Source organism: Sphingopyxis sp. LC363, from assembly GCF_000756385.1.
In the GTDB taxonomy this organism is placed as follows: domain Bacteria; phylum Pseudomonadota; class Alphaproteobacteria; order Sphingomonadales; family Sphingomonadaceae; genus Sphingopyxis.
On the sequence record NZ_JNFC01000008.1, the window covers coordinates 16,028 to 43,021 of the forward strand.

Annotated in this window: 17 protein-coding genes; 10 read left to right on the plus strand and 7 right to left on the minus strand. The window is 66.1% G+C overall.

Annotated elements, in window-relative coordinates; genetic code table 11:
- Positions 1 to 79 precede the first annotated feature (79 nt).
- From FG95_RS04110 to FG95_RS04125, 4 genes are all read left to right on the plus strand, one after another.
- Positions 80 to 2,902 (plus strand): TonB-dependent receptor domain-containing protein, encoded by a 2,823-nt coding sequence (locus FG95_RS04110; RefSeq protein ID WP_037554160.1) that lies wholly within the window; start codon positions 80 to 82, stop codon positions 2,900 to 2,902.
- 14 nt (positions 2,903 to 2,916) lie between these two features.
- Positions 2,917 to 4,491, plus strand: coding sequence for an N-acyl-D-amino-acid deacylase family protein (locus FG95_RS04115; RefSeq protein WP_037554161.1), 1,575 nt, complete (start codon positions 2,917 to 2,919; stop codon positions 4,489 to 4,491).
- Positions 4,492 to 4,569: 78 nt separating this feature from the next.
- Positions 4,570 to 5,454, plus strand: a complete 885-nt coding sequence (locus FG95_RS04120) for a LysR family transcriptional regulator (RefSeq protein ID WP_037554162.1) — start codon at positions 4,570 to 4,572, stop codon at positions 5,452 to 5,454.
- 113 nt (positions 5,455 to 5,567) lie between these two features.
- Entirely contained in the window at positions 5,568 to 6,812 is a 1,245-nt protein-coding gene (locus FG95_RS04125) for a dicarboxylate/amino acid:cation symporter (RefSeq protein ID WP_037554164.1), read from the plus strand.
- Between the two features lie 135 nt (positions 6,813 to 6,947).
- Here the strand turns inward: FG95_RS04125 and FG95_RS04130 are convergent, their stop codons facing one another.
- From FG95_RS04130 to FG95_RS04150, 5 genes are all read right to left on the minus strand, one after another.
- On the minus strand, positions 6,948 to 8,990 hold the full coding sequence (locus FG95_RS04130) for a glycoside hydrolase family 97 protein (RefSeq protein ID WP_037554165.1): 2,043 nt from the start codon (positions 8,988 to 8,990) through the stop codon (positions 6,948 to 6,950).
- The gene (locus FG95_RS04135) at positions 8,983 to 10,599 is read right to left on the minus strand and encodes an alpha-amylase family glycosyl hydrolase (RefSeq protein WP_037554216.1); all 1,617 of its coding nucleotides are present in this window, start codon (positions 10,597 to 10,599) and stop codon (positions 8,983 to 8,985) included. The genes FG95_RS04130 and FG95_RS04135 overlap by 8 nt, the downstream gene beginning before the upstream one ends.
- A 48-nt stretch (positions 10,600 to 10,647) precedes the next feature.
- On the minus strand, positions 10,648 to 12,441 hold the full coding sequence (locus tag FG95_RS04140; RefSeq protein ID WP_152567571.1) for an alpha-amylase family glycosyl hydrolase: 1,794 nt from the start codon (positions 12,439 to 12,441) through the stop codon (positions 10,648 to 10,650).
- Positions 12,438 to 13,946: a tryptophan halogenase family protein gene (locus FG95_RS04145; RefSeq protein WP_037554168.1), complete on the minus strand. Its 1,509-nt coding sequence runs from the start codon at positions 13,944 to 13,946 to the stop codon at positions 12,438 to 12,440. Before FG95_RS04145 ends, FG95_RS04140 begins: the two co-directional genes overlap by 4 nt.
- A gap of 66 nt (positions 13,947 to 14,012) precedes the next feature.
- Positions 14,013 to 16,760, minus strand: coding sequence for a TonB-dependent receptor (locus FG95_RS04150; protein WP_081932996.1), 2,748 nt, complete (start codon positions 16,758 to 16,760; stop codon positions 14,013 to 14,015).
- A gap of 320 nt (positions 16,761 to 17,080) precedes the next feature.
- On the opposite strand from FG95_RS04150, the gene FG95_RS04155 reads away from it, so the two are divergent.
- Entirely contained in the window at positions 17,081 to 18,115 is a 1,035-nt protein-coding gene (locus FG95_RS04155; RefSeq protein ID WP_037554170.1) for a LacI family DNA-binding transcriptional regulator, read from the plus strand.
- Between the two features lie 110 nt (positions 18,116 to 18,225).
- On the plus strand, positions 18,226 to 19,749 hold the full coding sequence (locus FG95_RS04160; protein WP_037554171.1) for an MFS transporter: 1,524 nt from the start codon (positions 18,226 to 18,228) through the stop codon (positions 19,747 to 19,749).
- On the opposite strand, the gene FG95_RS04165 is transcribed toward FG95_RS04160, so the two are convergent.
- Positions 19,733 to 20,413 carry a UTRA domain-containing protein gene (locus FG95_RS04165; RefSeq protein ID WP_037554172.1) on the minus strand — a complete coding sequence of 227 codons (681 nt, stop codon included), beginning with the start codon at positions 20,411 to 20,413 and terminating at the stop codon, positions 19,733 to 19,735. The genes FG95_RS04160 and FG95_RS04165 overlap by 17 nt on opposite strands.
- Positions 20,410 to 21,759, minus strand: coding sequence for a formimidoylglutamate deiminase (locus FG95_RS04170; RefSeq protein WP_037554218.1), 1,350 nt, complete (start codon positions 21,757 to 21,759; stop codon positions 20,410 to 20,412). The genes FG95_RS04165 and FG95_RS04170 overlap by 4 nt, the downstream gene beginning before the upstream one ends.
- A 56-nt stretch (positions 21,760 to 21,815) precedes the next feature.
- Between FG95_RS04170 and hutI the strand changes: the two genes are divergently transcribed.
- The 4 genes from hutI to hutU are packed head-to-tail and all read left to right on the plus strand — an operon-like array spanning position 21,816 to position 26,981.
- Positions 21,816 to 23,000, plus strand: coding sequence for an imidazolonepropionase (gene hutI / locus FG95_RS04175; RefSeq protein WP_443027698.1), 1,185 nt, complete (start codon positions 21,816 to 21,818; stop codon positions 22,998 to 23,000).
- Positions 22,997 to 24,517 (plus strand): histidine ammonia-lyase, encoded by a 1,521-nt coding sequence (hutH, locus tag FG95_RS04180; protein ID WP_037554175.1) that lies wholly within the window; start codon positions 22,997 to 22,999, stop codon positions 24,515 to 24,517. The genes hutI and hutH overlap by 4 nt, the downstream gene beginning before the upstream one ends.
- Positions 24,517 to 25,320 carry an N-formylglutamate deformylase gene (hutG, locus tag FG95_RS04185; protein WP_037554176.1) on the plus strand — a complete coding sequence of 268 codons (804 nt, stop codon included), beginning with the start codon at positions 24,517 to 24,519 and terminating at the stop codon, positions 25,318 to 25,320. The genes hutH and hutG overlap by 1 nt, the downstream gene beginning before the upstream one ends.
- A complete protein-coding gene (gene hutU, locus FG95_RS04190; protein ID WP_037554177.1) occupies positions 25,317 to 26,981 on the plus strand; it encodes a urocanate hydratase in 1,665 nt (554 codons plus the stop codon). Before hutG ends, hutU begins: the two co-directional genes overlap by 4 nt.
- Positions 26,982 to 26,994: the final 13 nt, after the last annotated feature.

Genomic DNA, 26,994 nt, shown 5'->3' on the forward strand with positions numbered 1-26,994 from the left:
AGGGAAATGCGCCGGCCTCGCCGGCGGAACGGAGGCGTCCTTCACGCACAATAAACAAACAAAACAAGGGGTAAGACACATGACCAGATCAACGCCGATCGTATCGACCGCGGCGCTCGCCACCGCGCTGCTTTGGAGCGCGCCCGCGCTGGCGCAGGACGCGCCGCCCGCGCCCGCCGCCGAAACCTATGCCGACGCCGAGATCACCGTGACCGGCAGCCGCATCCAGCGCGACGGCTTCCGCGCCCCGACCCCGCTCACCGTGCTCAATTCGGAGGATATCGAAAGTTCGGCGCCGGCGAATATCGCCGACTATGTCAACGACATCCCCTCGCTCGTCGGCAGCGTCACGCCCGCGAGCTCGAACCTCAACATCAGCGCGGGCACCGCCGGGGTCAACGCGCTTAACTTGCGCGCGCTCGGCACCGCGCGCACGCTCGTACTGCTCGACGGTCAGCGTTCGGTCGGGTCGACGATGACCGGGCTGGTCGATGTGAACACCTTTCCGCAAGGCCTGATCAAGAGCGTCGAGATCGTCACCGGCGGCGCCTCGGCTGCCTATGGCTCCGACGCCGTGTCGGGCGTCGTCAACTTCATCCTCGACAAGGACTACACCGGGATCAAGGGATCGGCCGAATATGGCATCACTACCTATGGCGACGCTCCCAGCTATCGCGCGACGCTGACCGCCGGCACCGCCTTTGCCGGCGGACGCGGCCACTTGCTGCTCAACGGCGAGATCGCGATCAAGGACGGGCTGCACAGCGTGCCGCGCGACTGGAACCAGCGCGGGTCGTACATGATCACCAACCCCGCCTATGCCGCGGGCAACGGCGAACCCGAGCGGCTCGTCGTGTCGGGCGCGGGGCTCAGCCTCGCGACGCCGGGCGGGATCATCACCGACACCGCGCTGCGCGGCACCGTTTTCGGCCCCGGCGGAGCGGTCGGCCAGTTCGACTATGGCACCGTGCGCGACCCGTGGATGATCGGCGGCGACTGGGAATCGACGCAGGTGAACAGCTTCCAGTCGCTCGACCCGGCCGAAAACCGCAAGAGCCTGTTCGGGCGCCTCAGCTTCGAGGTTTCCGACGGGCTCAACCTCTTCGTCCAGGCCTCCTACGCCAAGTCGAAGAATCTCGGACACCTCGGCATCCAGCTCAACCAGGGCAATGTCACGATCAAATCGGACAATGCCTTCCTGCCGCAATCGGTGCGCGACGAACTGGCGCTTCAGGGGATTCCCGAGTTCAAGCTCGGCACGACCAACGCCAATCTGCCGGTCCGCAAGAATGACACGCGGCGCGAATTGCAACGCTATGTCGTCGGCGCCAACGGCGAATTCGACCTTTTCGGATCGAGCGCGCGCTGGGACGTCTATTATCAGAAGGGGATCAGCCGCACCCGCGAAATGGCGCGCGACATCAGCAACAATGCGCGCCTCGCGCTCGCGCAGGATGCGGTGTTCGCCCCCGCGGGCAACGCGCTCGGCGTGCCCGCGGGCACGATCGTCTGCCGCTCGTCGCTCACCAGCCCCGACAATGGCTGCGTGCCGTTCAACCGCATCGGTATCGGCACCGCGAGCCAAGAAGGGCTAGACTATGTGCTCGGCAACCCGTTCCGCCGCCAGAAATTCCAGCAGGACGTATTCGCCGCCAACCTGTCGTTCGACGCCTTCGAGCTGCCCGCGGGGCCGGTGTCGGTCGCGATCGGCGGCGAGCACCGGCGCGAGAAGGTGTCGGGCGAAGTGGCCGACGAGTTCCGGTCGGGCTGGTTCGTCGGCAATTTCCTGCCCAGCTTCGGCTCCTACAATGTCAGCGAGGCCTATCTCGAACTCGCGGTTCCGGTGTTCGAGGGGCTCGATCTCAACGGCGCGGTGCGCGGCACCGACTATTCGACCTCGGGCTATGTCACGACATGGAAGGCGGGGCTGACCTGGGAACCCATCCCCGACATCCGCTTCCGCGCGACGCGATCGCGCGACATCCGCGCGCCCAACCTCGGCGAATTGTTCACCGCGGGATCGACGCGCATCAATGTGCTGCTCGACCCGACGCAAGATGATGCGTCGGTGCAATTCGCCGGAACAACGCGCGGCAACCCGTTGCTCGACCCCGAAAAGGCCGACCAATGGGGCGTCGGCGTGGTGCTGCAGCCGCGTTTCATTCCCGGCCTCGCGCTGTCGGCCGACTATTATGACATCAAGATCAACGGCGCGATCGGCACCGTCGCGGCGCAAACGATCGTCGACCGCTGCGCCGAAGGCGTGCAGGCCTTTTGCACGGCCGTAGTGCGCGGCCCCAATGCTTTCGGCAACAACCTCCAGGTCTTTGAAAGCCCGTTCAACTTCGCGGTTCAGCGTGCGACGGGGATCGACTTCGAAGGCTCCTACCGGATGCCCGTCGGCAGCGGCGACCTGACGCTGCGCGCGATGGCGACGCGCTATATCAAGAATTATTTCGACAATGGCATCGATGCGCCGACCGACACGGTGGGACAGAATGCGCCCGGCGGGACGCCCAAATGGCTTTACCGCATCCAGGCCAATTGGGCGACCGACGACTTCAACTTCAACCTGACGGGGCGCGGCATTTCGAGCGGCGTTTATGACACCAGCTTCGTCGAATGCACCTCGGGCTGCCCGGCGTCGACGGTCACCAACCGGACGATCAACGACAATCATATCGCGGGCGCCTTCTATCTCGACACGTCATTGACCTTCGACGTCGCGATGGCGGGCAAGGAGCTCGAATTCTATCTCGCGGTGAACAACCTCTTGAACAAGGATCCCGCGATCGTCGCGCCCGGGCCGGCGGGCAGCGCCTATGCGACGCCGGCGACCAACCAGACGCTCTATGACCTGCTCGGGCGCACCTATCGCGTCGGCATCCGCTTCAAGCTGTGACGAAAGGACGGTCGATGAAACGCCTGACGCTCTCGCTCGCGGCGCTGCTCGCCACCACCGCGCCCGCCCTCGCCCAGCATTATGACGTGCTGATCCGCGGCGGCACGCTCTACGACGGCACGGGCGCGCCCGCGCGCACCGCCGATGTCGCCATCACGGGCGATCGCATCGCGGCGGTGGGGGCGATCCCGGAAGGAGCGACCGCGACGACGCTGGTCGATGCCGCCGGCCGGATCGTCGCGCCGGGCTTCATCGATCCCCATTCGCACGCGGCGCCGAACATCCAGACGAGGGAGCTCGCCGCCGCGTTGCCGATGCTGCATCAGGGGATCACGACGCTGGCGATCAACCCCGATGGCGGCGGGCCAGCCGAACTCGGTCCGCAGATCGCCGACCTCAAGACCAATATTCCCGGCGTCAACGTCATCCCGCTGATCGGCCACAACGCGGTGCGGCGCGCGGTGATGGGAGATGTCGCGCGCCTCGCCCACGCCGATGAGCAGGCAAAGATGGAGGGGCTGGTCACCGCGGCGATGGCGGCGGGCGCCTATGGCCTGTCCGACGGCCCCTTCTACATTCCCGGCAAATATTCGAACACCGCCGAAATCGTCGGGCTCGCGAAGGCCGCGGCGCGTTTCCCCGGCGCCTTCTACATCAGCCATATCCGCGACGAGGGCAATTACGACATCGGCGTCGTCGCCGCGGTCGACGAAGTGATCACCGTCGCGCGCGAGGCGAAAATTCCGGGCGTCGTTACCCATATCAAGGTGCTGGGGCCGCAGGTCTGGGGCAAGTCGGCCGACGTCATCGCGCATATCGAAAAAGCGCGCGCCGGAGGGCTCGAAATCTGGGCCGACCAATATCCCTATTCGGCATCGGGATCGAGCCTGATGGCCTCGCTCGTTCCCGGCTGGGCGCAGGAGGGCGGCGCGGCGGCGCTCGCCAAGCGGCTGCAGGATCCGGCGATGCGCGCGAAGATCCGCGCCGAGATGGTGCCCAACCTCGAACGGCGCGCGGGACCGCACGCGCTGATGATCCGCAGCTTCGCGCCCGATCCCTCGCTCGAGGGCAAGAGGCTCGACGAGGTCGGCCGGATCAAGGACATGGACCCGCTCGACGCCGCGATCGAGATGCTGATCGCCGGCGGCGCGCCGACGGTGTCGTTCAACATGAGCGACGCCGATGTCGAGGCCTTCATGCGCCAGCCGTGGACGATGACCTCGACCGATGGCGGGCTGCCGCATTTCGGCAAGACGTCCGAGCATCCGCGCGCCTATGGCGCTTTCCCGCGCAAGCTGCGAGGCTATGTGCTCGACAAGCCGGTGATCCCGATGGCGCAGGCGATCCATGCCGCAACCGGCCTGCCAGCTAAAATCCTCGGCGTCCCCGATCGCGGCCTGCTGCGCGAAGGGGCGTTCGCCGATGTGATCGTCTTCGATCCCGACAAGATACGCGACCTTGCGACCTATGAACGGCCGCACGCCTATTCGGTCGGCGTCGATTATGTTTTCGTCAACGGCAAGGCGGCGCTGGCGAAGGGCAGGCCCACCGCCGATCGCCATGGCCGCGTGCTGCTGCGGCCGCGCTGACGCCGGAACCCCGCGGTGCTGCATTGAAAATATCTTGCCGCAGGCCGGGGCACGGTTAGGGTCTGAACCATGCCGGGGATGAATCTGCGCCATATCGAGATATTCCACGCGGTCTATACCAACGGGTCGGTCAGCGCCGCCGCGCGCGCGCTCAATATTTCGCAGCCGTCGGTGTCGAAGACGCTGCGCCACGCCGAATCGATCCTCGGCTTTCCGCTGTTCGAACGCTCGGCGGGGCGCCTCGTCGCGACCGACGACGCGCACGCGCTGTTCGCCGAGGTCAGCGAGATCCAAGATCGCGTTCACGCGCTGCGCGAAGGTGCGCGCAATCTGCGACGCGGCGCGGGGATGAAGCTGCGCATCTCGGCGCTTCCGTCGCTGGCGCTCGGCGTCCTCCCCGAAGCCGTCGCGCGCTTCCTCATCAGCCACCCGCACGTCAATTTCGACCTGCAGACGGTCCACCACGACGATCTGGTCCGCAAGCTCCAGGAACGCGAAACCGACGTCGCGATCGCGGTCGAAGTGCCGCAGAACGCGCCGATCGGCAGCCGCTGGCTGGGCGAAGGCGAACTGGTCGTTCTCTACCGCGAAGCCGACATTCCCGACGCCCCGCCGCGCCTCGCGCTCGGGAACTTGCGCGAACATCGCTTCATCAGCGTCGCGGCGAGCGGGCCGATCGGAGAGATATTCGTCGAAGAACAGCGCCGGCTCGGGCTCGAATTCGACCATGCGATGTCGGCGCGCACCTTCTATATCGCGACCGCGCTCGTTCGCGCGGGCGTCGGGCTGACGGTCGTCGACAGCTTCACCGCGCAGGCCGCGCTGGCGCCGGGGCTGGCGATCCGCCCGCTGACGCCGCCGCTGACTTTCGACCTTTATGCGATGTATTATCACAATCGCCCCCCCACCGCGCTGACGACCGACTTCCTGAAAGTCGTGGCAGAAATCATCGACGGGATATAGCGACGGGTTATGGATAGACGCACATTCGCTATGCCGTCCGGGCAGCGAGCCCGACTAGGCTTGCCGGCCATGACTTGTCTTCCATCCCATCCCGCCCGACGGGCGGCCGGACGATGATGCGGCGCTGGTTCGCCATTCCGCTCTGGAAGCGCGTGCTCGGCGGGCTGGTGCTCGGACTGCTGCTCGCGCTCGTCTGGCCCGAAGCGGCGCCGAAAGTCGCGGTGTTCGGCGACCTGTTCGTGCGCGCGATCCGGATGCTTGTCGCGCCGATCGTTCTTGTCACCATCGCGGCCGGGATCACCTCGCTCGCCGATCCCAAGCGCCTCGGTCCGCTCGGCGGGCGGACGGTCGGGCTGTTCGCGCTGACGACGGCGATCGCGGTATCGGTCGGCATGGCGGTCGCGCTGCTCGTCGAGCCGGGCGTCGCCGCCCCCGTCGGCACCGCGGCACCGAAGGCGCTGGGCGACCCGGTGCCGCTCTACGACCAGCTTGTCGGCATCATCCCGCTCAACATCGTAGACGCCTTGGCGAAAGGCGACATGCTGGCGCTGATCTTCGTCGCGATCCTCGTCGGCGTCGGCACCGTGCTCACGGGCGAGGCGGGCAAGCCGTTCGCCGGCCTGTTGCAGTCGCTGTCGGCGGTGCTGCTGAAGATCGTCGGGCTGGTGATGGAGGCGACCCCGATCGGCGTGTTCGCGCTGATCGCCAACGCCGTCGCCGCGAATGGCTCCGCGGTCTTCGTCAACATCGGCTGGCTGGCGCTGGCCGTCGTCCTGGGGTCGGCGATCCAGATCGTCCTCGTCCACAGCCTGATCCTGCGGCTGCTCGCGCGTCTGCCCGTCCTCACCTTCTTTCGCGGCATCGTCGATGCACTCGTCGTCGCCTTTTCGACCGCCTCGTCATCGGCGACCTTGCCGGTTGCGATGACCGTCGCGGGCAAGAACCTCGGCATATCATCGAGCGTCTATTCGACCGTGCTGCCGCTCGGCGCGAGCATCGGCAAGGACGGCACCGCCATGTATGTCGGGCTGCTCAGCATCTTCAGCCTGCAGGCCTTTGGCGTGCCGATCGACGCGGGGACCCTCGCGATCGTGCTGCTGACCGGCGCGCTCGCCGCCTTCGGCACCGCCCCCGTTCCCTCGGCGTCGCTCTTCATGCTCGCCGCGGTGCTTTCGGCGGTCGGGGTTCCGCCCGAACAGACCGCGCTGATCGTCGGCTTCGTGCTTCCCTTCGACCGGTTGCTCGACATGACGCGCACGGTGCCGAGCGCCAGCGCCAACCTGACCGTCGCAACCACCGTCGCGCGCTGGGAAGGCGAGCTCGACCAGGCCGTCTATCGCGCGCCGCCGCGACGCTAGACGGCACGATCATTCCAAATTGAATCGTCATCCCGGCGAAGGCCCGGGATCTCGCCGGTGCGTCAGGCCGGGGCGATGAGATCCCGGCCTTCGCCGGGATGACGGGATAAATGACGCGTTCCAGAGTCCTTCGAACTATTTCCCCGGCGCGACGCGCATCGCGGCGCCGCCGCCCGGGGCGAGCCATAGTTTATAGGTGTCGCCCTTCTTCACCTTGATCACCTCATAAGCGATCCGGTGTCGCGCTTCGTTGAGATAGGTGGCGCCCTCGCCGTCTTTCCAGATCGTCGCGGTATAGGTCTTGCCCGGGTCGAGGAAATCGAAGCTCAGCGTCAGCGTGCGTTCGGTCGCGTCATTGACCCCGCCGACATACCAGTCGGCGCTTTTGCGGTCCTTGCGCGCGAAGATCGCATAGTCGCCGACCTCGCCCGCGATCAGCTTGCTTTCGGCCCAGTCGGCCGGAACCGCCTTGATGAATTCGAGCTCGCGCGGATGCGCCTCGAGATTCTCGATGAAGTCGGCGGCCATCTGAATCGGCGAATAGAGGGCGAGATAGAGGCCGAGCTGCTTGGCGAGGGTCGACGCGAAGGGCGCCTTGTTCGAGCCTTCGAGGCTCAGCACCCCCGGCGTATAGTCCATCGGTCCCGAGAGCATGCGCGTGTAGACGAGCGTCGGTTCATGGTCGGGGCCGCTGCCGAAATCGCTCCACGCATTATATTCCATGCCGCGCGCGCCCTCACGCGCCACCCAGTTCGGATAGGTCCGGCGAAGCCCGGTATCCTTCACCGGCTCGTGCGGGTTGACGGCGACCTTGTACTTCGCCGCGGTCTGGACGACCTTCAGATGGTGCTGCACCTGGCGCTGGCCGTCGTGCCATTCCATGCGCGTCGTCCCCGGCGTGTCACCCGGCGCGATGATGCCACCGGCGTCGGCGACATAGCCGGTTTTCACCGCCTTGACGCCAAGCTCGCCATAAAGCTTCATCGCATCGTCGAGCTGCGCCTCGTAAACCGCGATATTGCCGCCGGTTTCATGATGACCGATCAGCGTCACGCCCTTCTTGCGCGCGTAATCGGTGACCGCCTTCAGGTCGAAATCGGGATAGGCTTCGGTGAAGCTGAACTCGTCGCCATGGCCGAACCAGTTGCCGTTCCAACCCTTATTCCAGCCCTCGACGAGCACGCCGCCGAAGCCGTGCTTCGCAGCGAAGTCGATATATTGCTTGGTGCGTTCGGTGGTCGCGCCATGCTGCGGGCCTTCGGCCCAGCTCCACGGTCCGCGGATCATGCCCCACCAGATGCCGATATATTTCATCGGCTTAACCCAGCTGACATCGCCCAGCTTGTTCGGCTCGTTGAGGTTGAGTTCGAGATCGCTTTCGACGAGGCCCGCCGCATCGTCGGCGATGCGGATCGTTCGCCATGGGGTCGCGAACGGCAGGTCGCGGATGACGCGCGCGCCCTGCGACGACGGCGACAGGGTGGTGCGGAATTTCCGCCCCTCGACGCGTTTGAACCACATGCCCGCATAGTCGACGAGCGCGGCTTCGTGGAACGACAAGTGCGTGCCGTCGTCGAGCCGCATCGTGATCGGCGTGTGCGCGGTCGACACCGCGTCGATCGGAGTCTGTTGGTAAATCTGTTCGTAGCGGTTCCATTCGCCGCCGGTGATCCACCAGGCGGTGCCTTCGGGTGCGATATCGAACTCGGTGATTTCGTCGGCGATCTTGGCGGTCTGGAGTCCCGCCTGCTCGGGGAGTTCATAGCGGAAGCCGATGCCGTCGTCGAACAGGCGGAAACGGACGTTCATCGCGTGTCCGCCCCAGCTTTCATTCTGGCGGAAGCGGATGAGCAGTTCGTTGTGGCGGTCGCTCACGAAGCGGCGTTCGCCCCACGGCTGTTCCCAGCGCGTGTCGCCGCTCGCGCGTTCGACGCTCTCGATCGCGAAACCGCGCTGGAGCGCGATGCCGTCGGTCAGCAGGAAACCGAGCTTCGACGGCGCGATCAGCAGCTTGCCCTTGCGCGTCAGCGACCAGGTCGGCCGCTGGTCGTTGTCGGTCGACACGGTCAGCACGATGTTGCCGTCGGGCGACGCGGCGGTCTGCTGCGGCCGCGCGTCCTGCGCGACGGCAGGAACCGCGGCGGCGAGCAGCGGAAGGGCGACGAACAGGCTACGCATCATTTTTTCCTTCGAGTTTCAGCCAGAGGGCGCCGCACGGCGGCAATTGCGCCGGATCGGCGCCGTTGAGTGCGACGATCGGCTCGGCGCCGGTGCCATGGGAGGCGATGTCGAGCGTCCCGCCGCCGAGATTGAAGAGGCAGCGTATAGATTCGCCGCCCGCGACGCGATCGAAACCGAGGAGGTCGCCCTCGGCGATCCAGTTCGCGTTGGCGCCGAGCCGCAGCGCCGGGTGCGCCGCGCGCAGCGCGACCAGGCGGCGCGTGAGGTTGAGCAGCGAGACGGGGTCGCCATGCTGCCGGTCGACCGCGAGATCGCCGTGCGCAGCGCCGAGCGGCAGCCAGGGATCGACGCTCGAAAAACCCGCATGGCTTTCGCCCGCCGCCCAAGGCAGCGGCGTCCGCGCGCCGTCGCGCGACAGGGTGAGCGGCCAGTTCTTGAGCGCTTCGGGATCCTTGACGAGTTCGAACGGAATCTCGACCTGATCGAGCCCGAGTTCCTCGCCATTATAGATGATGATATTGCCGCGCAGCGCGCAAAGCAGCGCCATCTTCATCCGCGCGAAGGCGGCGGGATCGACGCCTTCGGGGGTCCAGCGCGACAGCGCGCGCGGCGCGTCGTGATTTTCGAACGCCCAACTCGGCCAGCCGATCCCCGGCGCGTCGGGCCAGCTCTCGGCCGCCTCACGCACGAGCTGCGGCGTCAGCTGGCCCGCATAGAGGAAGTCGAAGCCATAGGCGCTGTTCAGCCGCCGGTCGCCCGCGGTGAACAGCTTCATCTCGCGCGCCGCGTCGTCGCCGCCGACCTCGGCGACGGTGAAGCGGCCCGGATATTGGTCGGTCAGCGCGCGGATGCGTTCGAGGAACAGCGGAATGTCGGGGTGCGACTGATTATGGATTTTCTTCTGGAAATCGAACGGCCGGGTGCGCGGCTTGTTCGACGGCGGCGCAGGCGGATTGTCGCGAAATTCGGGGTCGTGCATCGAAAAGTTGATCGCATCGATGCGAAAGCCGTCGACGCCGCGGTCGAGCCAGAAGCGCACGACATCGAGCAGCGCGTCCTGCACATCGGGGTTGTGGACGTTGAGTTGCGGCTGCGAGCCGAGGAAATTGTGCATATAATATTGGCCGCGCCGCGCGTCCCACGTCCACGCCGGCCCGCCGAATACCGACTGCCAGTTGGTCGGCGGCGAACCGTCCGCCTTGGCATCGGCCCAGACATACCAGTCGGCCTTGTCGCCATGCTTGCTCGCGCGGCTTGTCGCGAACCAGCCGTGCTTGTCCGACGTGTGCGCGAAGACGAGGTCGGTGGTGACCTTTAGCCCCAGCGCATGCGCGCGCGCGACCAGCGCGTCGAAATCCTCGAGCGTGCCGAAGATCGGATCGACGCCCTGATAATCGGCGATGTCGTAACCGAAATCGTCCATCGGCGAGGGGTAGAAGGGCGACAGCCAGATGGCATCGACGCCCAATGAGGCGATATAGTCGAGCCGCGCGGTGATGCCGGCAAGGTCGCCGATGCCGTCGCCGTTCGAATCGGCGAAGCTGCGCGGATAGACCTGATAGATCGCCGCGCCCTTCCACCAAGGCGTGGTCGCCGCGGCGGTCATGGTCTGGTCCTGAACGAGGGGGCTGTTCGTCGTCACGCTTGCTTTCGCTTATTCGCTGGCCTGGCAGATGATCGTGCCGAAGGCGGGGAGAGAAAGATGGAGGCTGCCCGGCGCGGCGGGTGCGGCCGGGCAATCGCCGAGGAGCGCGGTAAAGCCCGCGCTTTTCATATCGATGGCAATATTCGCCGACAGCGGCGCCGCAGACGTGTTGAAAGCGAGCAGCACCTCGCGCCCGGTGTCGGGGTCGAAACGCGAAACGGCGAGCAGGCCCGGCTTGTCGGAGAAGGCGCGGACCTTGGTGGCGCCGCGCGTCAATGCGGTGGTCTTGCGGCGGATTTCGGCGAGCGCGGCGATATGGCGATAGAGCGGGTGCGCGGGATCGAAATTGGCGGTCGCGGTCGTCGCGTCGCTGCCGATCAGGTCGTTGTCGTTATAGGCTGCAATCTGTGACGCGAACATGTCCTCGCGCGCGAGCTGATCCTTGTCGTCCGAAACGAAACCCTGCTCGTCGCCATAATAGATCGTCGGCACGCCGCGCAGCGTCAGCAGCATCGCATGGCCGAGCATCACGCGCTGGAGCAGTTCGGCCTCGCTCGCCTTTGGGTTCGCCGCCTTCACGAACATCGAAAAGCGGCCCATGTCGTGATTGCCGAGGAAGGTCGGCAGCTGCTGCGCCGCCCCTGCCCCGCCCTTGTAGAGCGCGTCGCCGTCGAACAGCCGCGCAAACTGATCCGTGCCCTTCGTGCCGCTGACCGCGTCGATCGCGGCGCGCGCGAAGCCGAAGTCGAGCACCGCGGGCAGGCCCGCGGCATGCGTGTACCAGGCGAGCGCGCCGGGATCGACGGCATCGACATAGACTTCGCCGAAGATATGGAAATTGGGGATGCCGCGGGCCTTCGCGCGCGCAAGCATCGCGGGGACGAACGCCTGCCAGAATTCGGGGTTCACATGCTTGGCGGTGTCGATGCGAAAGCCGTCGATCCCGAATTCGTCGATCCAGCGGCCATATATGTCGATGAAGCCCTGGACCACCTGCGGATGTTCGGTGGCGAGATCGTCGAGCCCGGAGAAGTCGCCGTACAGCGCGGACTCGCCGACCCAGTCGCTGTTGCCGCGATTGTGATAATAGATCGGGTCGTTGAGCCAGGCCGGCACCTTCACCCGCTCCTCGTCCTTTGGGACGACGGGGGTGTAGGCGAAGGCCGGGTCGGTCAGCTTCGACCAGTTTTCGGCATCGGCGACATGATCGCCCGCGAAGTCCGGGTTGATCGGCGCGCCTTCGACCCCGCCGCGCCGCGAGAAGGGATAGTCAGCGAGGCTGCGGTATCGGAAGCCTCCGGCCGCATCCTCGCGGTAGGTGATCACGTCGGCGGTGTGGTTGGCGATGATGTCCATATAGACCTTCATGCCGCGCGCGTGCACCGCGTCGACGAAGGCCTTGAACTCTTCATTGGTGCCGAAATGCGGATCGACCTGGGTGAAATCGGCGACCCAATAGCCGTGGTAGCCCGCGCTCTCCTCGCCCTTCGGCCCCTGCACCGGCTTGTTCTTGAAGATCGGCGCGAACCAGATCGCGGTGGCGCCCAGTCCCTCGATATAATCGAGCCGCTTCGTCAGACCCGCAAGGTCGCCGCCGTGGAAGAAGCCCTTCGCAGCGGGATCATAGCCCGTCGCGAGCCGGTCGCCCTTGAGCCCGCCCTTGTCGTTCTTCGGATCGCCGTTCTCGAAACGGTCGGGAAGGACGAAATAGATGACCTCGTCCTCGGGCGGCCGCTGGCGGTAATCGGCGGCGGGCGCGGCGCCGGCGAGGCTCAGCGCGATCAAAGGGGCGAACAGGCTCATGCGGGCACTCCTGCCGCGCAATGCTGCGCGATGAATTCTTCGTGGCGGGGCAGATGCGACGCGGTGCGCGCGACGATCGTTTCGATGTCGGCGAAAAAGCCCGCCAGTTCGTCGTCGGTGAGCTGGTCGGCCATCGGGTGATAGCCGTCGGGCATGATATTCTGCCCTGTCAGCACCTGAAACCAGCCGATTTCGATGAACAGTTCGTCGCCCTCGCGGACGATCTGGCCTTGGCTTTTGAACAGCGCGATCTTGCGCGCGAGCGTTTCGGGAATTTCCATCTCGCGGCAGCGGATCCAGAAGGGCGCGTCGGTGCGCTGATTGGCGTGATAGTGGAGGATGATGAAGTCGCGGATACGCTCGTAGTCGAAACGCACGCGGCGGTTATAGGCGTCGATATTGGCGGCGTCGAAATCGCGATCGGGAAAATGCGCGAGCAGCTTGGCGATGCCGTTCTGGATCAAATGGATGCTCGTCGATTCGAGCGGTTCGAGGAAACCCGAGGCCAGCCCCAGCGCAACGACATTGCCGTTCCATGCCCTGCTGCGCATGCCCGTCTTGAAACGCAGTGTGCGTGGTTCGGCTAGCGGGCGTCCCTCGATATTGGCGAGCAGGGTCGCAGTCGCTTCATCCTCGCCGATGAAGTCGCTGCAAAAGACATGGCCGTTGCCCGTCCGGTGCTGGAGCGGGATGCGCCATTGCCAGCCCGCCTTGTGCGCGATCGCCTGCGTATAGGGTCGCGCCGGGCCGACGTTCTCGCTCGGTACCGCGATCGCGCGGTCGCACGGAAGCCAGCGCGCCCAATCCTCGAAGCCGGTTTCGAGCGCCTGCTCGATCAGCAGCGCGCGAAAGCCCGAGCAGTCGATGAAAAGCTCGCCGCCGATTTCCTCGCCATTTTCGAGGACAACGGCTCCGACATGGCCGCTCGCGCCATTGCGTTTGACGCTTTCTATCTTGCCCTCGGTTCGCACGACGCCTGCACCCTCTGCGACCTTGCGCAGATAGGCAGCATAGAGCGCGGCGTCGAAATGAAAGGCATAGGCGATGCCGTCGAGGCCGGTGTTCGGGATTTGGGGCAGCCGCGCGAAGCGGTTCTGACGCGCCGCCGTTTCGTTCAGCGAATAGTCGCCCAGCCGGCCCGCGACGCCCTCGGCCCGGCCGCGCAGCCAATATTGCGGAAACTGGAGCATGCCGAGGCTGCGCCCGATCTGCCCGAAGGCGTGCATATAGCTATCGCCGAGGCGGCCCCAGTCGCGAAACTCGATGCCGAGCTTGAACGTACCCCGCGTCTCGCGGACGAATTCATCCTCGTCGATGCCGATCAGCGCGTTGAACAGCCGGATCGCCGGGATGGTCGCCTCGCCGACGCCGACGGTGCCGATTTCGTCGCTCTCGACCAGCCGGATCGACAGGTTATCCATCGTGCGCGACAGCGCCGCGGCCGCCATCCAGCCCGCGGTGCCGCCACCCACGATCACCACCTTCGTGATGCGACTATCGCCCACGCTGTTCCTTCCCTCTCGTCCGGCACCTGCGACGAGCGGGCCGGACGTGCCGGCCCGCGCATCGGATCAGAACTTGTAGGTGACGCCCGCCATGAAGTTGCGACCATAATTCTGATAGTCGCGGATCTGGCGCGGATCATTGTTGTAATAGGTCACGAACGGTTCGTTGGTCAGGTTCGACGCCTGGAGCAGGATGCCCAGCCCCTCTAGCGCGCCGCTCTGGAAGGTATAGCCGATCTGCGCATCGACGACCATTTCGCTCTTCGCCGTCACCAGATCGCGCTTGAGGCTGAGACCCGAAACCTCGGCGAGGAATTTGGAGCGATAGCGGCCCGAAATGCGCGCTTGGAAGCCCGCCTTTTCGAAATAGGCGGTACCGTTCACGACCCAGCGCGACAGGCCGGGCAACGCGATCGGATCGGCGCTTCCTTCGCGGACGCGGCTCTGGGTATAAGAGCCGCTCGCCAGCACGCCGAACCCGTCGAGCGCCTGTGTGAAGGTCGCAAGGGGCAGCGAGAGCGACGCTTCGGCGCCATAGACGCGCCCACCGTTGCCGTTGCGCCACTGGTTGGCCAACCCCTGATAGGTGGCGACCGTGCCGCCGTCCGGAATTTCGAAGCCGGTGAAGTCGAACGCGTCGCTTTGGCGGTAGATATAATTTTCGAGATATTTGTAGAAACCGCCCACCGACACATAGGCGCCCTGGCCGAAATATTTTTCGAACGCGATATCGACCGTGTCGGCCATCAGCGGCCGCAGCTTCGCATTACCCAGATCGAGCGACCAGGGCGACGCTTCGATGTCGGTGTTGTTGCGCTTCGACGCGTCGAAATTGACGCCGCCGCCGGGCTTCAGCTGATCCATGCGCGCCCGCGCCAGCATACGGGCAGCCCCGAAGCGCAGGAAAGTGTTGTCGGCGAATTCGACCGTCAGGTTCAGGCTGGGCAGGAAGTCGGTATAGGTCGCGCCGTCGGTCACCGGCGTCGACTGCACCTGTCCGCCGACGACCTGCGCATAGAAGCTCGATGCCGTCTGGTCGCTATGGACGATCTGGAGACCGACATTGCCGCGGATCGGCGTGTCGCCCGTATCGGCGTCGAAATTGGCCTGGATGAAGCCGGTCAGCACTTTTTCGCGGACATTATAGTCGTTGAAGATGCGGCCCGGCGTCCAGCCTGCTTCGTCGGTGAGCACATAGTTGCCGTCGTTGTAATAGCGCCAGCTGTCGAACGCGACCATGCCGGGGATGCCGATGAAGTCGAGCGACACCGGGTCGTAGAGATAATCGGCGGGCACCGCGGTGTTGGCCGGATAAGCGTTGCTGGTCAGCACGAAGCCGCGATCGTCGAGGCTCTTTTCGCGATCCGAATAATTGGCGCCGACGCGCAGGCTGCTGATCACCCCATCGAGTTCCTGGGTCGCCTGCAGGCGCAGCGATTTCAGCTCGTCCTTGATCTTGGGCGTGTTGACGAAGCCGTCCTGGCAATTGGGAACCGCGCCGCCGCAGCTGTTCCAGCCTTGCGGATCGGTGATGAGGAACAGGTTCGGATCGGCATAGTCGAGCGACGGATCGAGGATGATGCCGCCCTTCGGCCGCAACTGGAACCCGAGCGCGGTTTCGCGCGCGCCGACGCCCGCACCGCGCCCGGTGCCGAGATAGATTTCGAGATTTTCCTCGGTCTTCTTGAGCCGCGAATAACCGAGATCGAGTTCGAGCGTCAGTCGTTCATTGGGCTTGAACTGGGTGTTCCAGCCGCCGGCGATGATCGTCGAGTCGCGGTGGACGACGTCGTTGCGCATCACCGCTTCGGTGCCCGACCACGTGCCCGACGTCACCAAACCATCTTCGATCGTGAAATCGGTCAGAGTCGAATTGCCCCATGCCAGCGGCAGTTCGATGCCGCGCAGCCGCTGGTCGTCCTTGAACTTCGACCAATAGCCATCGATCGTCATGTGCAACCGGTCGCTCGGCTCCCATTCGACAACCGCCATCACGCCGTCGCGCTTCAGCTCGTTCGATTTCACATAGGGCTTGGCACCGCCGATCAGGAAGGCGGTGTTCGTCCCGTCGGTCAGCTCGGGATAGCCCCAGGCGTTGAAGCGTTCTTCCGCGGTCGGCGACTGCATGCGCGCGTAACCGATCGCCCAGCCGAGCGTGCCATCGGCATTCTGGTCGATATAGGAGATATTGGCGCGATAGCCCTTGTTCGAAATATCGGGGTTGAGCTTGCCGAGGTCGTTGACCTCGAAGCGCGCGCCCGCGGCGATCGCGCGGCGGCCATAAGCGAGCGGCCGCACCGTCCGCATGTCGATCGTGCCGCCGAGCGCCTGCCCGATCAGCGACGCGTCGGGGGTCTTGTAGACGACGGCGCCGTTCAAGAGTTCGGACGGATATTGGTCGAGTTCGACGCCGCGGTTGTTGCCCGCCGAAACCTGTTCGCGGCCGTTGAGCAGGGTCGTGGTGAAATCGGGGGCGAGGCCGCGGATCGAGACGACGTTGGCGCGGCCGTCGAGGCGCTGCGTCGCGAGGCCCGGCAGGCGCGACAGCGATTCGGCGATCGACAGGTCGGGCAGCTTGCCGATGTCTTCGGCCGAAATCACCTCGACGATCGAGGTGTTCGCCTTCTTGGCCTGCACCGAATTGTTGATCGCGCCGCGGATGCCGGTGACGACGATGGCGTCTTCGGTCGGCGCTTCGCCTGCGGGTGCGGTGTCCGCATCCTGCGCCATCGCGGCGCCGGGCACGAAGGCGGTCAAGGCGAGGCCGAGCGCAATGGCGCTGGCATCCCGGCGAAACTTGGTCGGCATGGTCATTTGTGGCTCCCCTGGCACGGACGGGCGGTCTTGACCCGTGCATCGGACCGGGGACGCGGGGCGTCCGTCAGGCTCCTCTCCGATGCGTGGGCTTTCCCATCTTGAGCCTCGCAATTGAAACCAATCGCGGCGTGCTGCCATAGGGTATACGTATACGCATAATATGCAGACCCGCCTACTGTCGCAGAAATACCACGCTTTCGGCGCGGGAAACCGCGAGTGTCGGCCCCGTGCAAATTCTTGGCATCGAGCGGACCAATCGCTAGTCTCCGGCATCGGCGGCGGCCATCGACGAGAGCCGCGGCCTCAGGGAGAGAGAGATGGGGCGCCAGCCCTCTGCTAAGCCGACGAGCTTCGATATCGCCTATCTGGCCGGCGTGTCCCAGCCGACCGTGTCGCGCGCGCTACGCGGCAGCAAGTCGGTGAGCGCCGCGACCCGCGCGAACATCGAACGCATTGCGCGCGAGCTCAACTACACCGTCGACAAAAATGCGTCGAGCCTGCGCTCGCAGCGCACCCACACGCTCGCATTGCTCTTTTTCGAAGACCCCACCCCCGACCAGTCGATGATCAACCCCTTTTTCCTGTCGATGCTCGGGTCGATCACGCGCCAGTGCGCGCTGCGCGGCTATGACCTGCTCATCAGCTTCCAGCAGATGCACAACGACTGGCACGTCGCCTATCAGGACAGCCACCGCTCCGACGGCATCATCCTGCTCGGATACGGCGATTATCAACTCTATCGTTCAAAGCTCGAGCATCTGGTCGAAATGGACACGAAATTCGTCCGCTGGGGATCGGTGTCCGACGACAGCATCGGGCTCACGGTCGGATCGGACAATGTCGGTGCGGGGATGCAGGCGGGACGGCACCTGATCGAAATCGGGCGACGCACCATCGCATTCCTCGGCGACGCGTCGGACCATGCGCCCGAGTTTCAGGATCGCTACGCCGGCCTGTGCCGGGCGATGGAGGGCGCAGGCCTGTCGCCCGACCCCGCGCTACAGCGCGACGCCGTGTCGTCGGAGGAATCGGGTCACGCCGCCGCGCGGGCGCTGCTCGCAAGCGGGCGCGCGTTCGACGCGATTTTCGCCGCCAGCGATCTGATCGCGATCGGCGCGATGCGCGCACTGACCGAGGCGGGGCGCCGCCTGCCCCAAGATGTCGCGATCATCGGCTTCGACGATATCCCGGCGGCGAACCTGACCTCGCCGACGCTGACCACGGTGATGCAGGATATGAAGAGCGCGGGCGAACTGCTCGTCGACGCGCTGCTCCGCCGCCTCGACAATCTGCCTGTCGAACGCAGCATCCTGCCGACGCGGCTGATCAAGCGGCAGAGCACGGCGGTCTAGCCCGCCCGACGAACGTATTCGTATACGCACCAGCCGCGCGGCTTGCCCTCGCTCCCCCGCGCTGCAATCGTCACGCCGCGCGCCGCGCCAGCGCCGCCGGGGAGAGAGATATGGAAAAGCCGGCACAGGGCTTTCGCGGCCTGTGGAACATCAGCTTCGGCTTTCTGGGAATCCAGATCGGCTTCGCGCTGCAGAATGCCAATATGAGCCGCATCTTCCAGACGCTCGGCGCCGAACTCGAATCGCTGCCCGCGCTCTGGATCGCCGCGCCGCTCACCGGCCTGCTCGTCCAGCCGGTCATCGGCCATATGTCCGACCGCACCTGGCTCGGGCGCCTCGGGCGGCGGCGTCCCTATTTTCTCGCCGGCGCGATCCTCGCCGCGCTCGCCTTGCTGATCATGCCCGAATCCTCGGTGCTCTGGTTCTCGGTGCTGATGCTCTGGATTCTCGACGCGTCGATCAACGTCTCGATGGAGCCGTTTCGCGCCTTCGTCGGCGACATGCTGCGCCGCGACCAACACAGCATCGGCTATGCGGTGCAGACCTTCTTCATTGGCGTCGGCGCGGTCGCGGGATCGGCCTTCCCCTGGCTGCTCGACCATCTCGGCGTCGCCAACACGGCGGCGCCGGGCGAGATCCCCGACACCGTGCGCTACAGCTTCTGGGCGGGCGGCCTCGTCTTCTTCCTCTCGGTGCTGTGGACCGTGCTCACGACGCGCGAATATTCGCCCGAAGAAATGGCGGCCTTTGCCGGGAGCGATGCCGTTGCCGACAACCCCGCCACCCACCGCCTGCTCGCCGCGCGCAGCTTTACGGGCAGCGCCATCTGGGCTGGCGCCGGCCTTGCCATCGCCTTCCTCGTCGCCGAGTTCGGGCTCGAAAAGGAGATGTATCTGCTCGCCGCGCTCGTCGCGGGCTATGGCCTCGCCAGCGCGGCCGCGATCGCGCTCGCCCGCGCGGGACGCAGCAACAATATGCTCGCGCATATCGTCGGCGACTTCGCGGGCATGCCGCCGGTGATGAAGAAGCTCGCGCTCGTCCAGTTCTTCAGCTGGTCGGCGCTGTTCATCATGTGGATCAACACCACCCCCGTCGTCGCGCAATATATGTTCGGCAGCAGCGATCCCGCATCGCCTGCCTATCAGGCGGGGGGAAATTGGGTCGGCGTCCTGTTCGCGACCTATAATGCCGTCGCGGCGATCGCCGCGCTGACCCTGCTGCCATGGTTGTCGCGGCGCGTCGGGCAGGCGCGCACGCACATGATCTGCCTGCTCGTCGGTGCTGCCGGGTTCGTAAGCTTCCTCTTCCTGCGCGATCCGCAGGCCCTGCTCGTCGCCGAGGTGGCGATCGGCATCGCATGGGCCTCGATCCTCGCCATGCCTTATGCGATCCTCGCATCCAACCTGCCGCAGGCAAAGCTCGGCATCTATATGGGGCTGTTCAATATATTCGTCGTCATACCCCAGCTTCTGGTCGCCACAGTCATGGGTCAGGTGATGAAGGCGCTGTTCCCCGGCGAGCCGGTTTATACGATGGGCTTCGCGGCGGCCGCGTGGGCGATCGCCGCGATCGCGATGCTGCGCATCGTCCCGATGGTTCCGCATGGCCGGGGCGGCGTCACGGACCCGCGTTGAATTCGGCAACCAGATCGAAGCGATCACCGCGGAACAATTGCCGGACGTGCGTGACGACGCGGCCCGCGCGCCACGTCGTGCGGTCGAGTTCGAGGCACGCCGCGCCGGCCCCGATTCCCAGAAGCGCCGCTTCCTTGCGCGCCGGGTTCACCGCGCGAATGACGTGGCGCGCCTGCGTCCAGGGGATATGACCGAGCAACCATGTGCCGGGTGCTTCGGCCGCAAAATCGGCGCCCGCAGCGGCGGGAACCTCGTCGAGCGCGATGAAGCGGCGCTCGAGCGCAAAGGGCTCGTCCGCCGCCATATGAATACCCGCAATGCGGAGCGCCGGCCCGGCGCAAAGCTCGTCCCCCGCGGCTTCGTGGGTCGCTGAGGTCAGCGCCCAGCGATAGGCGTCGCCGCGCGCCGCGATCAGTTCGGCAAGGTCGGGCACCGTCATCACCGCCGAATGAACCGGCGGATGCGCGACGAACGTCCCCGCCTTGCGGCGGCGTTCTACCAGACCCGATGCCGCGAGTTCCGCCAGCGCCTTGCTCACCGTCGCGCGCGCGCATTCATATCGCGCGGCGAGTTCCTGTTCGGTGGGCACGCGGTCGCCGGGACGCCATTCGCCCGAGCGGATCGCAGCGGCGATCTCGTCGCGGATGCGGCGCGCGGGATTCACGCGAGCAGCCGTGCGAGGCAGGCGCGATAGGCGGTTCCGATCGCCTCGGCATCCAGATGGCGCCCCTTTGCAACGCGCTTTACGCCCGCGCGCCACACGCTGTCGATCGCGCCCGCGCGAGCGGCGAAAATCCAGCGGTCGAGCAGCGTCGCATCGTCGTTGCCAGCGAAGGAGGGATGCTCCAAGTCGAGCGAGACGATGTCCGCGGCATGGCCGGCGGCGAGCCCCGCGGGCACGCCGAGCGCCTGCGCTCCGCCCGCGACGGCCCGCGCAAAGAGGTTGGCGCCGACGAAGGGCGCTTCCTCGCTCGCCAGCAAGGCGCGGGCGCGCTCCGCGAGACGCTGCGAATATTCGAGCGCGCGAAGCTCCTGCGCCGCATCGACGAGGATATTGCTGTCGGTGCCGACCCCGAAGCGCCCGCCCGCGCCCAGATAATCGGTCGCCGGAAAGATGCCGTCACCGAGATTGGCTTCGGTGACCGGGCAGAGCCCGGCGACCGCGCCGCTTGCAGCGAGGCGCGCGACCTCGTGCGCCGCAAGGTGGGTGGAGTGGATGAGGCACCAGCGTTCGTCGACACCGGCGTTGTCGAGCAGCCATTCGACCGGCCGTGCGCCGCTCCACGCGACGCAATCGGCGACCTCCTTCACCTGTTCGGCGGCATGGATATGCACCGGCCCGGCCGGTGACATTTCGAGCAGCGCGCGGAGCTCTTCGGGCGTCACGGCGCGAAGCGAGTGCGGCGCGACGCCGATATTGGCGTCGTCCGCGAGCTTGCCTCGCGCCGCGTCGAGCAGCGCGGCGAAGCCGTCGATGTCATTGAGGAAACGCCGCTGCCCCGCGCTAGGCGGCACAGCGCCGAAATTGCCGTGCGCGTAGAAAACGGGAAGCAGCGTCAGCCCGATCCCCGTCGCCGCGCTCGCCGCTGCGATCGCGCCCGCCATCTCGGCGGAGTCGGCATAGGCCGCGCCCGCCGGATCGTGATGGAGATAATGAAACTCGCCGACGCGCGTGAAGCCGGTCTCGAGCATCTCGGCATAGGCCTGCGCGGTGATCGCCGCGACATCCTCGGGCGTCAGCCGGTCGAGGAAGCGGTACATGATTTCGCGCCAGCTCCAGAAATTGTCGTCGGGGCGGCTGCGGCGTTCGGACAATCCCGCCATGCCGCGCTGGAAGCCGTGGCTGTGGACGTTGCAGAGGCCGGGCAGGCCGGCGCGATGCCGTTCGTCGGCGCCGTCCGCTGCAACGCTCGTTTCGACCGAAGCGATCCGCCCGTCCGCGATACGCAGCCGCACGTCCTTTTCCCAGCGGTTGCCGATCCATGCACGTTCGAACCAGAGCGAAACCATCATCCGTCCTCATATTATGTCTAGACATAATGGCGCATAAGAACGATGCTGTCCAGATGGAGCAGCTTTGGACGAACGCCCGACTCGCAACGATGGCCGATGACGCGCTCGGCCTGATCGACAATGGCGTGGTGGCAGCGAAGGATGGGCGCATCGCCTATGCGGGGCCGGCCGAAGGCGCGCCGGCAACCGCCGCGACGGTTACCGATTGCGAGGGCCGGCTGATCACGCCCGGGCTGATCGATTGCCACACCCACCTCGTCCACGGCGGCAATCGCGCGAACGAATGGGCGATGCGCCTCGAAGGGGCGACTTACGAAGAAATCGCGCGAGCGGGCGGCGGGATCGTCTCGACCATGCGCGCGACGCGTGCGGCGAGCGAAGCCGAGTTGATCCAAAGCGCCCTGCCCCGCCTCGACGCGCTGATCGCCGAGGGCGTGACGACGATCGAGATCAAGTCGGGCTATGGCCTGTCGACGGACGACGAGCTCAAGATGCTGCGCACTGCGCGTGCGCTTGGCGAGCGCCGAGCGATCCGCGTCGAACCCACTTTCCTCGGCGCACACGCCCTGCCCCCCGAATATAAGGGAGACAGCGACGCCTATATCGACCTCGTCGTGAACGAGATGATTCCCGCCGCCGCGCCGCTCGCAACCGCGGTCGACGCCTTTTGCGAGGGCATCGGCTTCTCCCCCGCGCAATGCGGGCGCGTGATCGAGGCGGCGAAGGCGCACGGCCTTTCGGCCAAGCTCCACGCCGAACAATTGTCGGCGCTGCACGGCAGCGCGCTCGCCGCGCTGCACGGCGCGCTGTCGGCCGATCATCTCGAACATGCGACCGACGACGATGTCCGCGCGATGGCAGCGGCGGGCACCGTCGCGGTTCTCCTCCCCGGCGCCTACTATTTCATGCGCGAGACGAAGCTGCCGCCAGTCGACGCGATGCGCCGCCACGGCACGCGCATTGCGCTTGCGACCGACAACAACCCCGGCACCTCGCCCACGACCTCGCTGCTGCTGATGCTCAACATGGGCGCCACCTTGTTCGGGCTAACCGTCGTCGAGGCATTGCGCGGCGTCACGGTCAACGCCGCCGCCGCGCTCGGGCTGGGCGCCGGGATCGGCACGCTCGAAGCCGGCAAGGCGTGCGACCTCGCGATCTGGGACGTCACTGAACCCGCCGAGCTTGTCTATCGCATCGGCTTCAACCCGCTTCACCAACGCATCAAGGACGGACAATGATCATCGAGCCCGGAAATATTTCGCTCGCCGACTGGCGCGAAATCTATGAGGGCGCGAGCGCCGAACTCAGCGACGCCGCATGGGATGCGATTGATGCGAGCGCCGCCGCGGTCGCGCGGATCGTCGCAAAGGGCGCGCCCGTCTATGGCATCAACACCGGCTTCGGAAAGCTCGCGAGCGTGCGCATCGCCAACGACGATCTGGCGACGCTTCAGCGCAATATCGTGCTCAGCCATGCCGCGGGCACCGGCGCACCCTCGCCGACGAAGATCGTCCGCCTGATGATGGCACTCAAGCTCGCGAGCTTCGGCATGGGTGCTTCGGGCGTCCAGCGCGAAACGGTCGCGATGATCGAGGCGATGCTGGCGAAGGGGCTCACCCCGGTCGTCCCTTCGCAGGGCTCGGTCGGCGCGAGCGGCGACCTCGCGCCGCTGTCGCATATGGCCGCGGCGATGATCGGCGTCGGCGCGATCGAGGTGGGCGGCCAGACGCTGCCCGCCGCCGACGCGCTGAAGCAGGCGGGTCTCGCGCCGCTCGACCTGGGCCCAAAGGAAGGTCTCGCCCTCCTCAACGGCACCCAATTCTCGACCGCCAATGCGCTGGCGGGTCTCTTCCGTGCCGAAACCGTCTTCCGCTCGGCGCTGATCACCGGCGCGCTCTCGACCGAAGCGGCCAAAGGCTCCGACGCGCCCTTCGACGCACGCATCCACGCGCTGCGCGGCCATGCTGGACAACGCGAGGTCGGCGATGCGCTGCGCGGCCTGATGGCGGGGTCGGCGATCCGCGCTTCGCACGCGGTCGACGATCCGCGCGTGCAGGACCCTTATTGCCTCCGCTGCCAGCCCCAGGTGATGGGCGCCGCGCTCGATCTGCTAAGACAAGCCGGGACGACGCTCGGCATCGAGGCGAACGGCGTTTCGGACAATCCGCTGATCTTCGCCGATACCGATGAGGCATTGTCGGGGGGCAATTTCCACGCCGAGCCCGTCGCCTTCGCCGCCGACATGATTGCGATGGCGCTGTGCGAGATCGGTTCGATTTCGGAGCGCCGCATCGCGATGCTCGTCGACCCCGCGCTCTCGGGCCTGCCCGCCTTCCTCACCCCGCGTCCCGGCCTCAACTCGGGCTTCATGATCCCGCAGGTCACCGCGGCAGCGCTCGTCAGCGAGAACAAGCAGCGTGCCTATCCGGCTAGCGTCGATTCGATCCCGACCTCGGCCAATCAGGAGGATCATGTCTCGATGGCCGCGCACGGCGCGCGCCGCCTGCTCGACATGGCCGACAACGCCAGCGCGGTGATCGGCATCGAACTGCTCGCGGCGTGCCAGGGCATCGATTTCCACGCGCCGCTGAAATCGAGCGACGCGCTCGAAGCCGCACACAAGCATCTCCGCGCGAATGTGCCGACGCTCGAAGACGACCGGCATTTCCACCCCGATATGGAGGCCGCGACCGCGCTGATCCGCTCAGGCAGCCTCGTCGCCGCGGTTCCCGCCAGTCTGCCGGGTCTCGGCTGATGGACTGGCTGCGCGTCCATCGCGGCGACGCGCCGCTCGTCATCGCCTTCCCGCACGGCGGCACCGATCTTGCTGGGCTCGACGCGCAGTTTGTTTCGCCCTGGCACGCGCAGATCGACACCGACTGGTGGATCGCCGAGCTTTACGCCTTCGCCGCCGATCTCGGCGCGACTTTGGTCGCGACCGACATTTCGCGCAGCGTGATCGACATGAATCGCGATCCGTCGGGCGCGTCACTCTACCCGGGGCAGGCGACGACCGAACTCTGCCCGACGACGACCTTCGACGGCGAGCCGCTCTATCGTTTCGACCAGCCCGACGAGGCGTCGATCACCCAGCGGCTCAACCTTTACCACCGTCCCTATCACGACACGCTGACCGCCGAACTCGACCGTCTGAAAGCCGCGCACGGCAAGGTCGTCCTCTATGACGCCCACTCGATCCGCAGCCATGTCCCGCGCCTGTTCGACGGCGAACTGCCGCAGTTCAATATCGGCACCAACGGCGGCGCGACCTCCGCCCCCGAGCTCGAAACGATCGTCGCGAACATTTGCGCCGCGAGTGGCCATGGTCATGTCGTCAACGGCCGCTTCAAGGGCGGCTGGACGACGCGCCACTATGGCCGCCCCGAAAGCGGCATCCATGCGATCCAGATGGAGCTGGCGCAGCGCGGCTATATGGCCGAGCCCGATACGATCACGCACGTCAACTGGCCCAGCCCCCTCGACCCCAATCCCGCGATCCGGCCCGTGCTCGAACAGGTCATCGCTGCGACACTCGATTTTGCGAAAGGACATTCATGACCACCCGTCTCGACAACAGCCGCGTGATTCGCCCGGCGACCGGCCCCGAGATCAGCGCGAAAAGCTGGCTCACCGAAGCGCCGATGCGGATGCTGATGAACAATCTGCACCCCGACGTCGCCGAAGCGCCGCACGAGCTCGTCGTCTATGGCGGCATCGGCCGCGCTGCGCGCGACTGGCAGAGCTATGACAAGATCGTCGAGACGCTGAAGCGGCTCGAAGGCGACGAAACTCTGCTCATCCAGTCGGGCAAACCCGTCGGCGTCTTCCAGACCCACGAGAATGCGCCGCGCGTGCTGCTCGCAAATTCGAACCTCGTCCCCGAATGGGCGAATTGGGAGCATTTCCACGAGCTCGATAAAAAGGGCCTGATGATGTACGGCCAGATGACGGCCGGAAGCTGGATCTATATCGGCAGCCAGGGCATTGTTCAGGGCACCTACGAAACCTTCGTCGAAATGGGGCGCCAGCATTATGGCGGCAGTCTTGCGGGCCGCTGGCTGCTTACCGCCGGTCTCGGCGGCATGGGCGGCGCGCAGCCGCTCGCGGCGGTGATGGCGGGCGCAAGCTGCCTCGCGATCGAATGCCAGCCGAGCCGGATCGAGATGCGGTTGCGCACCGGCTACCTCGACAAGCAGGCCTCGTCCATCGACGAAGCCATTGCGATGATCGAGGCGAGCCATGCCGAGGGCAAGCCGGTATCGGTCGGCCTGCTCGGCAACGCCGCCGAAGTGCTGCCCGAGATGGTCCGCCGCGGCATCCGTCCCGACCTGCTCACCGACCAGACCTCGGCGCACGATCCGGTGAACGGCTATCTCCCCGCCGGCTGGAGCCTCGACGAGTGGTTTTCGAAGCGCGAGAGCGATCCGGCGGCGGTAGCAAAAGCCGCGAAGGCGTCGATGGCAGTGCATGTGCAGGCGATGCTCGACCTGCAGGCCGCGGGCGTGCCGACGACCGACTATGGCAACAACATCCGTCAGATGGCGAAGGATGAAGGCGTCGAAAATGCTTTCGACTTTCCGGGTTTCGTCCCCGCCTATGTCCGCCCGCTCTTTTGCCGCGGCATCGGACCGTTCCGCTGGGCGGCGCTGTCGGGCGATCCCGAGGATATCTACAAGACCGACGCCAAGGTGAAGGAGCTGCTGCCCGACAATGCACATCTCCACAACTGGCTCGACATGGCGCGCGAGAAGATCCGGTTTCAGGGCCTGCCTGCGCGCATCTGCTGGGTCGGGCTCGGCGACCGCCACCGGCTCGGCCTCGCGTTCAACGAGATGGTGGCGTCGGGCGAACTCAAGGCACCCGTGGTGATCGGCCGCGACCATCTCGATTCGGGCTCGGTCGCCTCGCCCAACCGCGAGACCGAAGCCATGCGCGACGGCAGCGATGCCGTCAGCGACTGGCCACTGCTCAATGCGCTGCTCAATACGGCATCGGGCGCGACCTGGGTGTCGCTCCACCACGGCGGCGGGGTCGGCATGGGCTATTCGCAGCATAGCGGCATGGTGATCGTCGCCGACGGCACCCCCGAGGCAGCGAAGCGGCTCGAACGCGTGCTGTGGAACGACCCCGGCACCGGCGTGATGCGCCACGCCGACGCGGGCTATGATATCGCGATCGAGTGCGCGCGTGAGAAGGGCCTCGACCTGCCGAGCATTTGAGGCGCGGTCATCT

Coding starts and splice junctions, on each gene's coding strand:
- FG95_RS04110 (WP_037554160.1), top strand. CDS start 80: ATGACCAGATCAACGCCGATCGTATCGACCGCGGCGCTCGCCACCGCG.
- FG95_RS04115 (WP_037554161.1), top strand. CDS start 2,917: ATGAAACGCCTGACGCTCTCGCTCGCGGCGCTGCTCGCCACCACCGCG.
- FG95_RS04120 (WP_037554162.1), top strand. CDS start 4,570: ATGAATCTGCGCCATATCGAGATATTCCACGCGGTCTATACCAACGGG.
- FG95_RS04125 (WP_037554164.1), top strand. CDS start 5,568: ATGATGCGGCGCTGGTTCGCCATTCCGCTCTGGAAGCGCGTGCTCGGC.
- FG95_RS04130 (WP_037554165.1), bottom strand. CDS start 8,990: ATGCGTAGCCTGTTCGTCGCCCTTCCGCTGCTCGCCGCCGCGGTTCCT.
- FG95_RS04135 (WP_037554216.1), bottom strand. CDS start 10,599: ATGACCGCCGCGGCGACCACGCCTTGGTGGAAGGGCGCGGCGATCTAT.
- FG95_RS04140 (WP_152567571.1), bottom strand. CDS start 12,441: ATGAGCCTGTTCGCCCCTTTGATCGCGCTGAGCCTCGCCGGCGCCGCG.
- FG95_RS04150 (WP_081932996.1), bottom strand. CDS start 16,760: ATGACCATGCCGACCAAGTTTCGCCGGGATGCCAGCGCCATTGCGCTC.
- FG95_RS04155 (WP_037554170.1), top strand. CDS start 17,081: ATGGGGCGCCAGCCCTCTGCTAAGCCGACGAGCTTCGATATCGCCTAT.
- FG95_RS04160 (WP_037554171.1), top strand. CDS start 18,226: ATGGAAAAGCCGGCACAGGGCTTTCGCGGCCTGTGGAACATCAGCTTC.
- FG95_RS04170 (WP_037554218.1), bottom strand. CDS start 21,759: ATGGTTTCGCTCTGGTTCGAACGTGCATGGATCGGCAACCGCTGGGAA.
- hutI (WP_443027698.1), top strand. CDS start 21,816: ATGGAGCAGCTTTGGACGAACGCCCGACTCGCAACGATGGCCGATGAC.
- hutH (WP_037554175.1), top strand. CDS start 22,997: ATGATCATCGAGCCCGGAAATATTTCGCTCGCCGACTGGCGCGAAATC.
- hutG (WP_037554176.1), top strand. CDS start 24,517: ATGGACTGGCTGCGCGTCCATCGCGGCGACGCGCCGCTCGTCATCGCC.
- hutU (WP_037554177.1), top strand. CDS start 25,317: ATGACCACCCGTCTCGACAACAGCCGCGTGATTCGCCCGGCGACCGGC.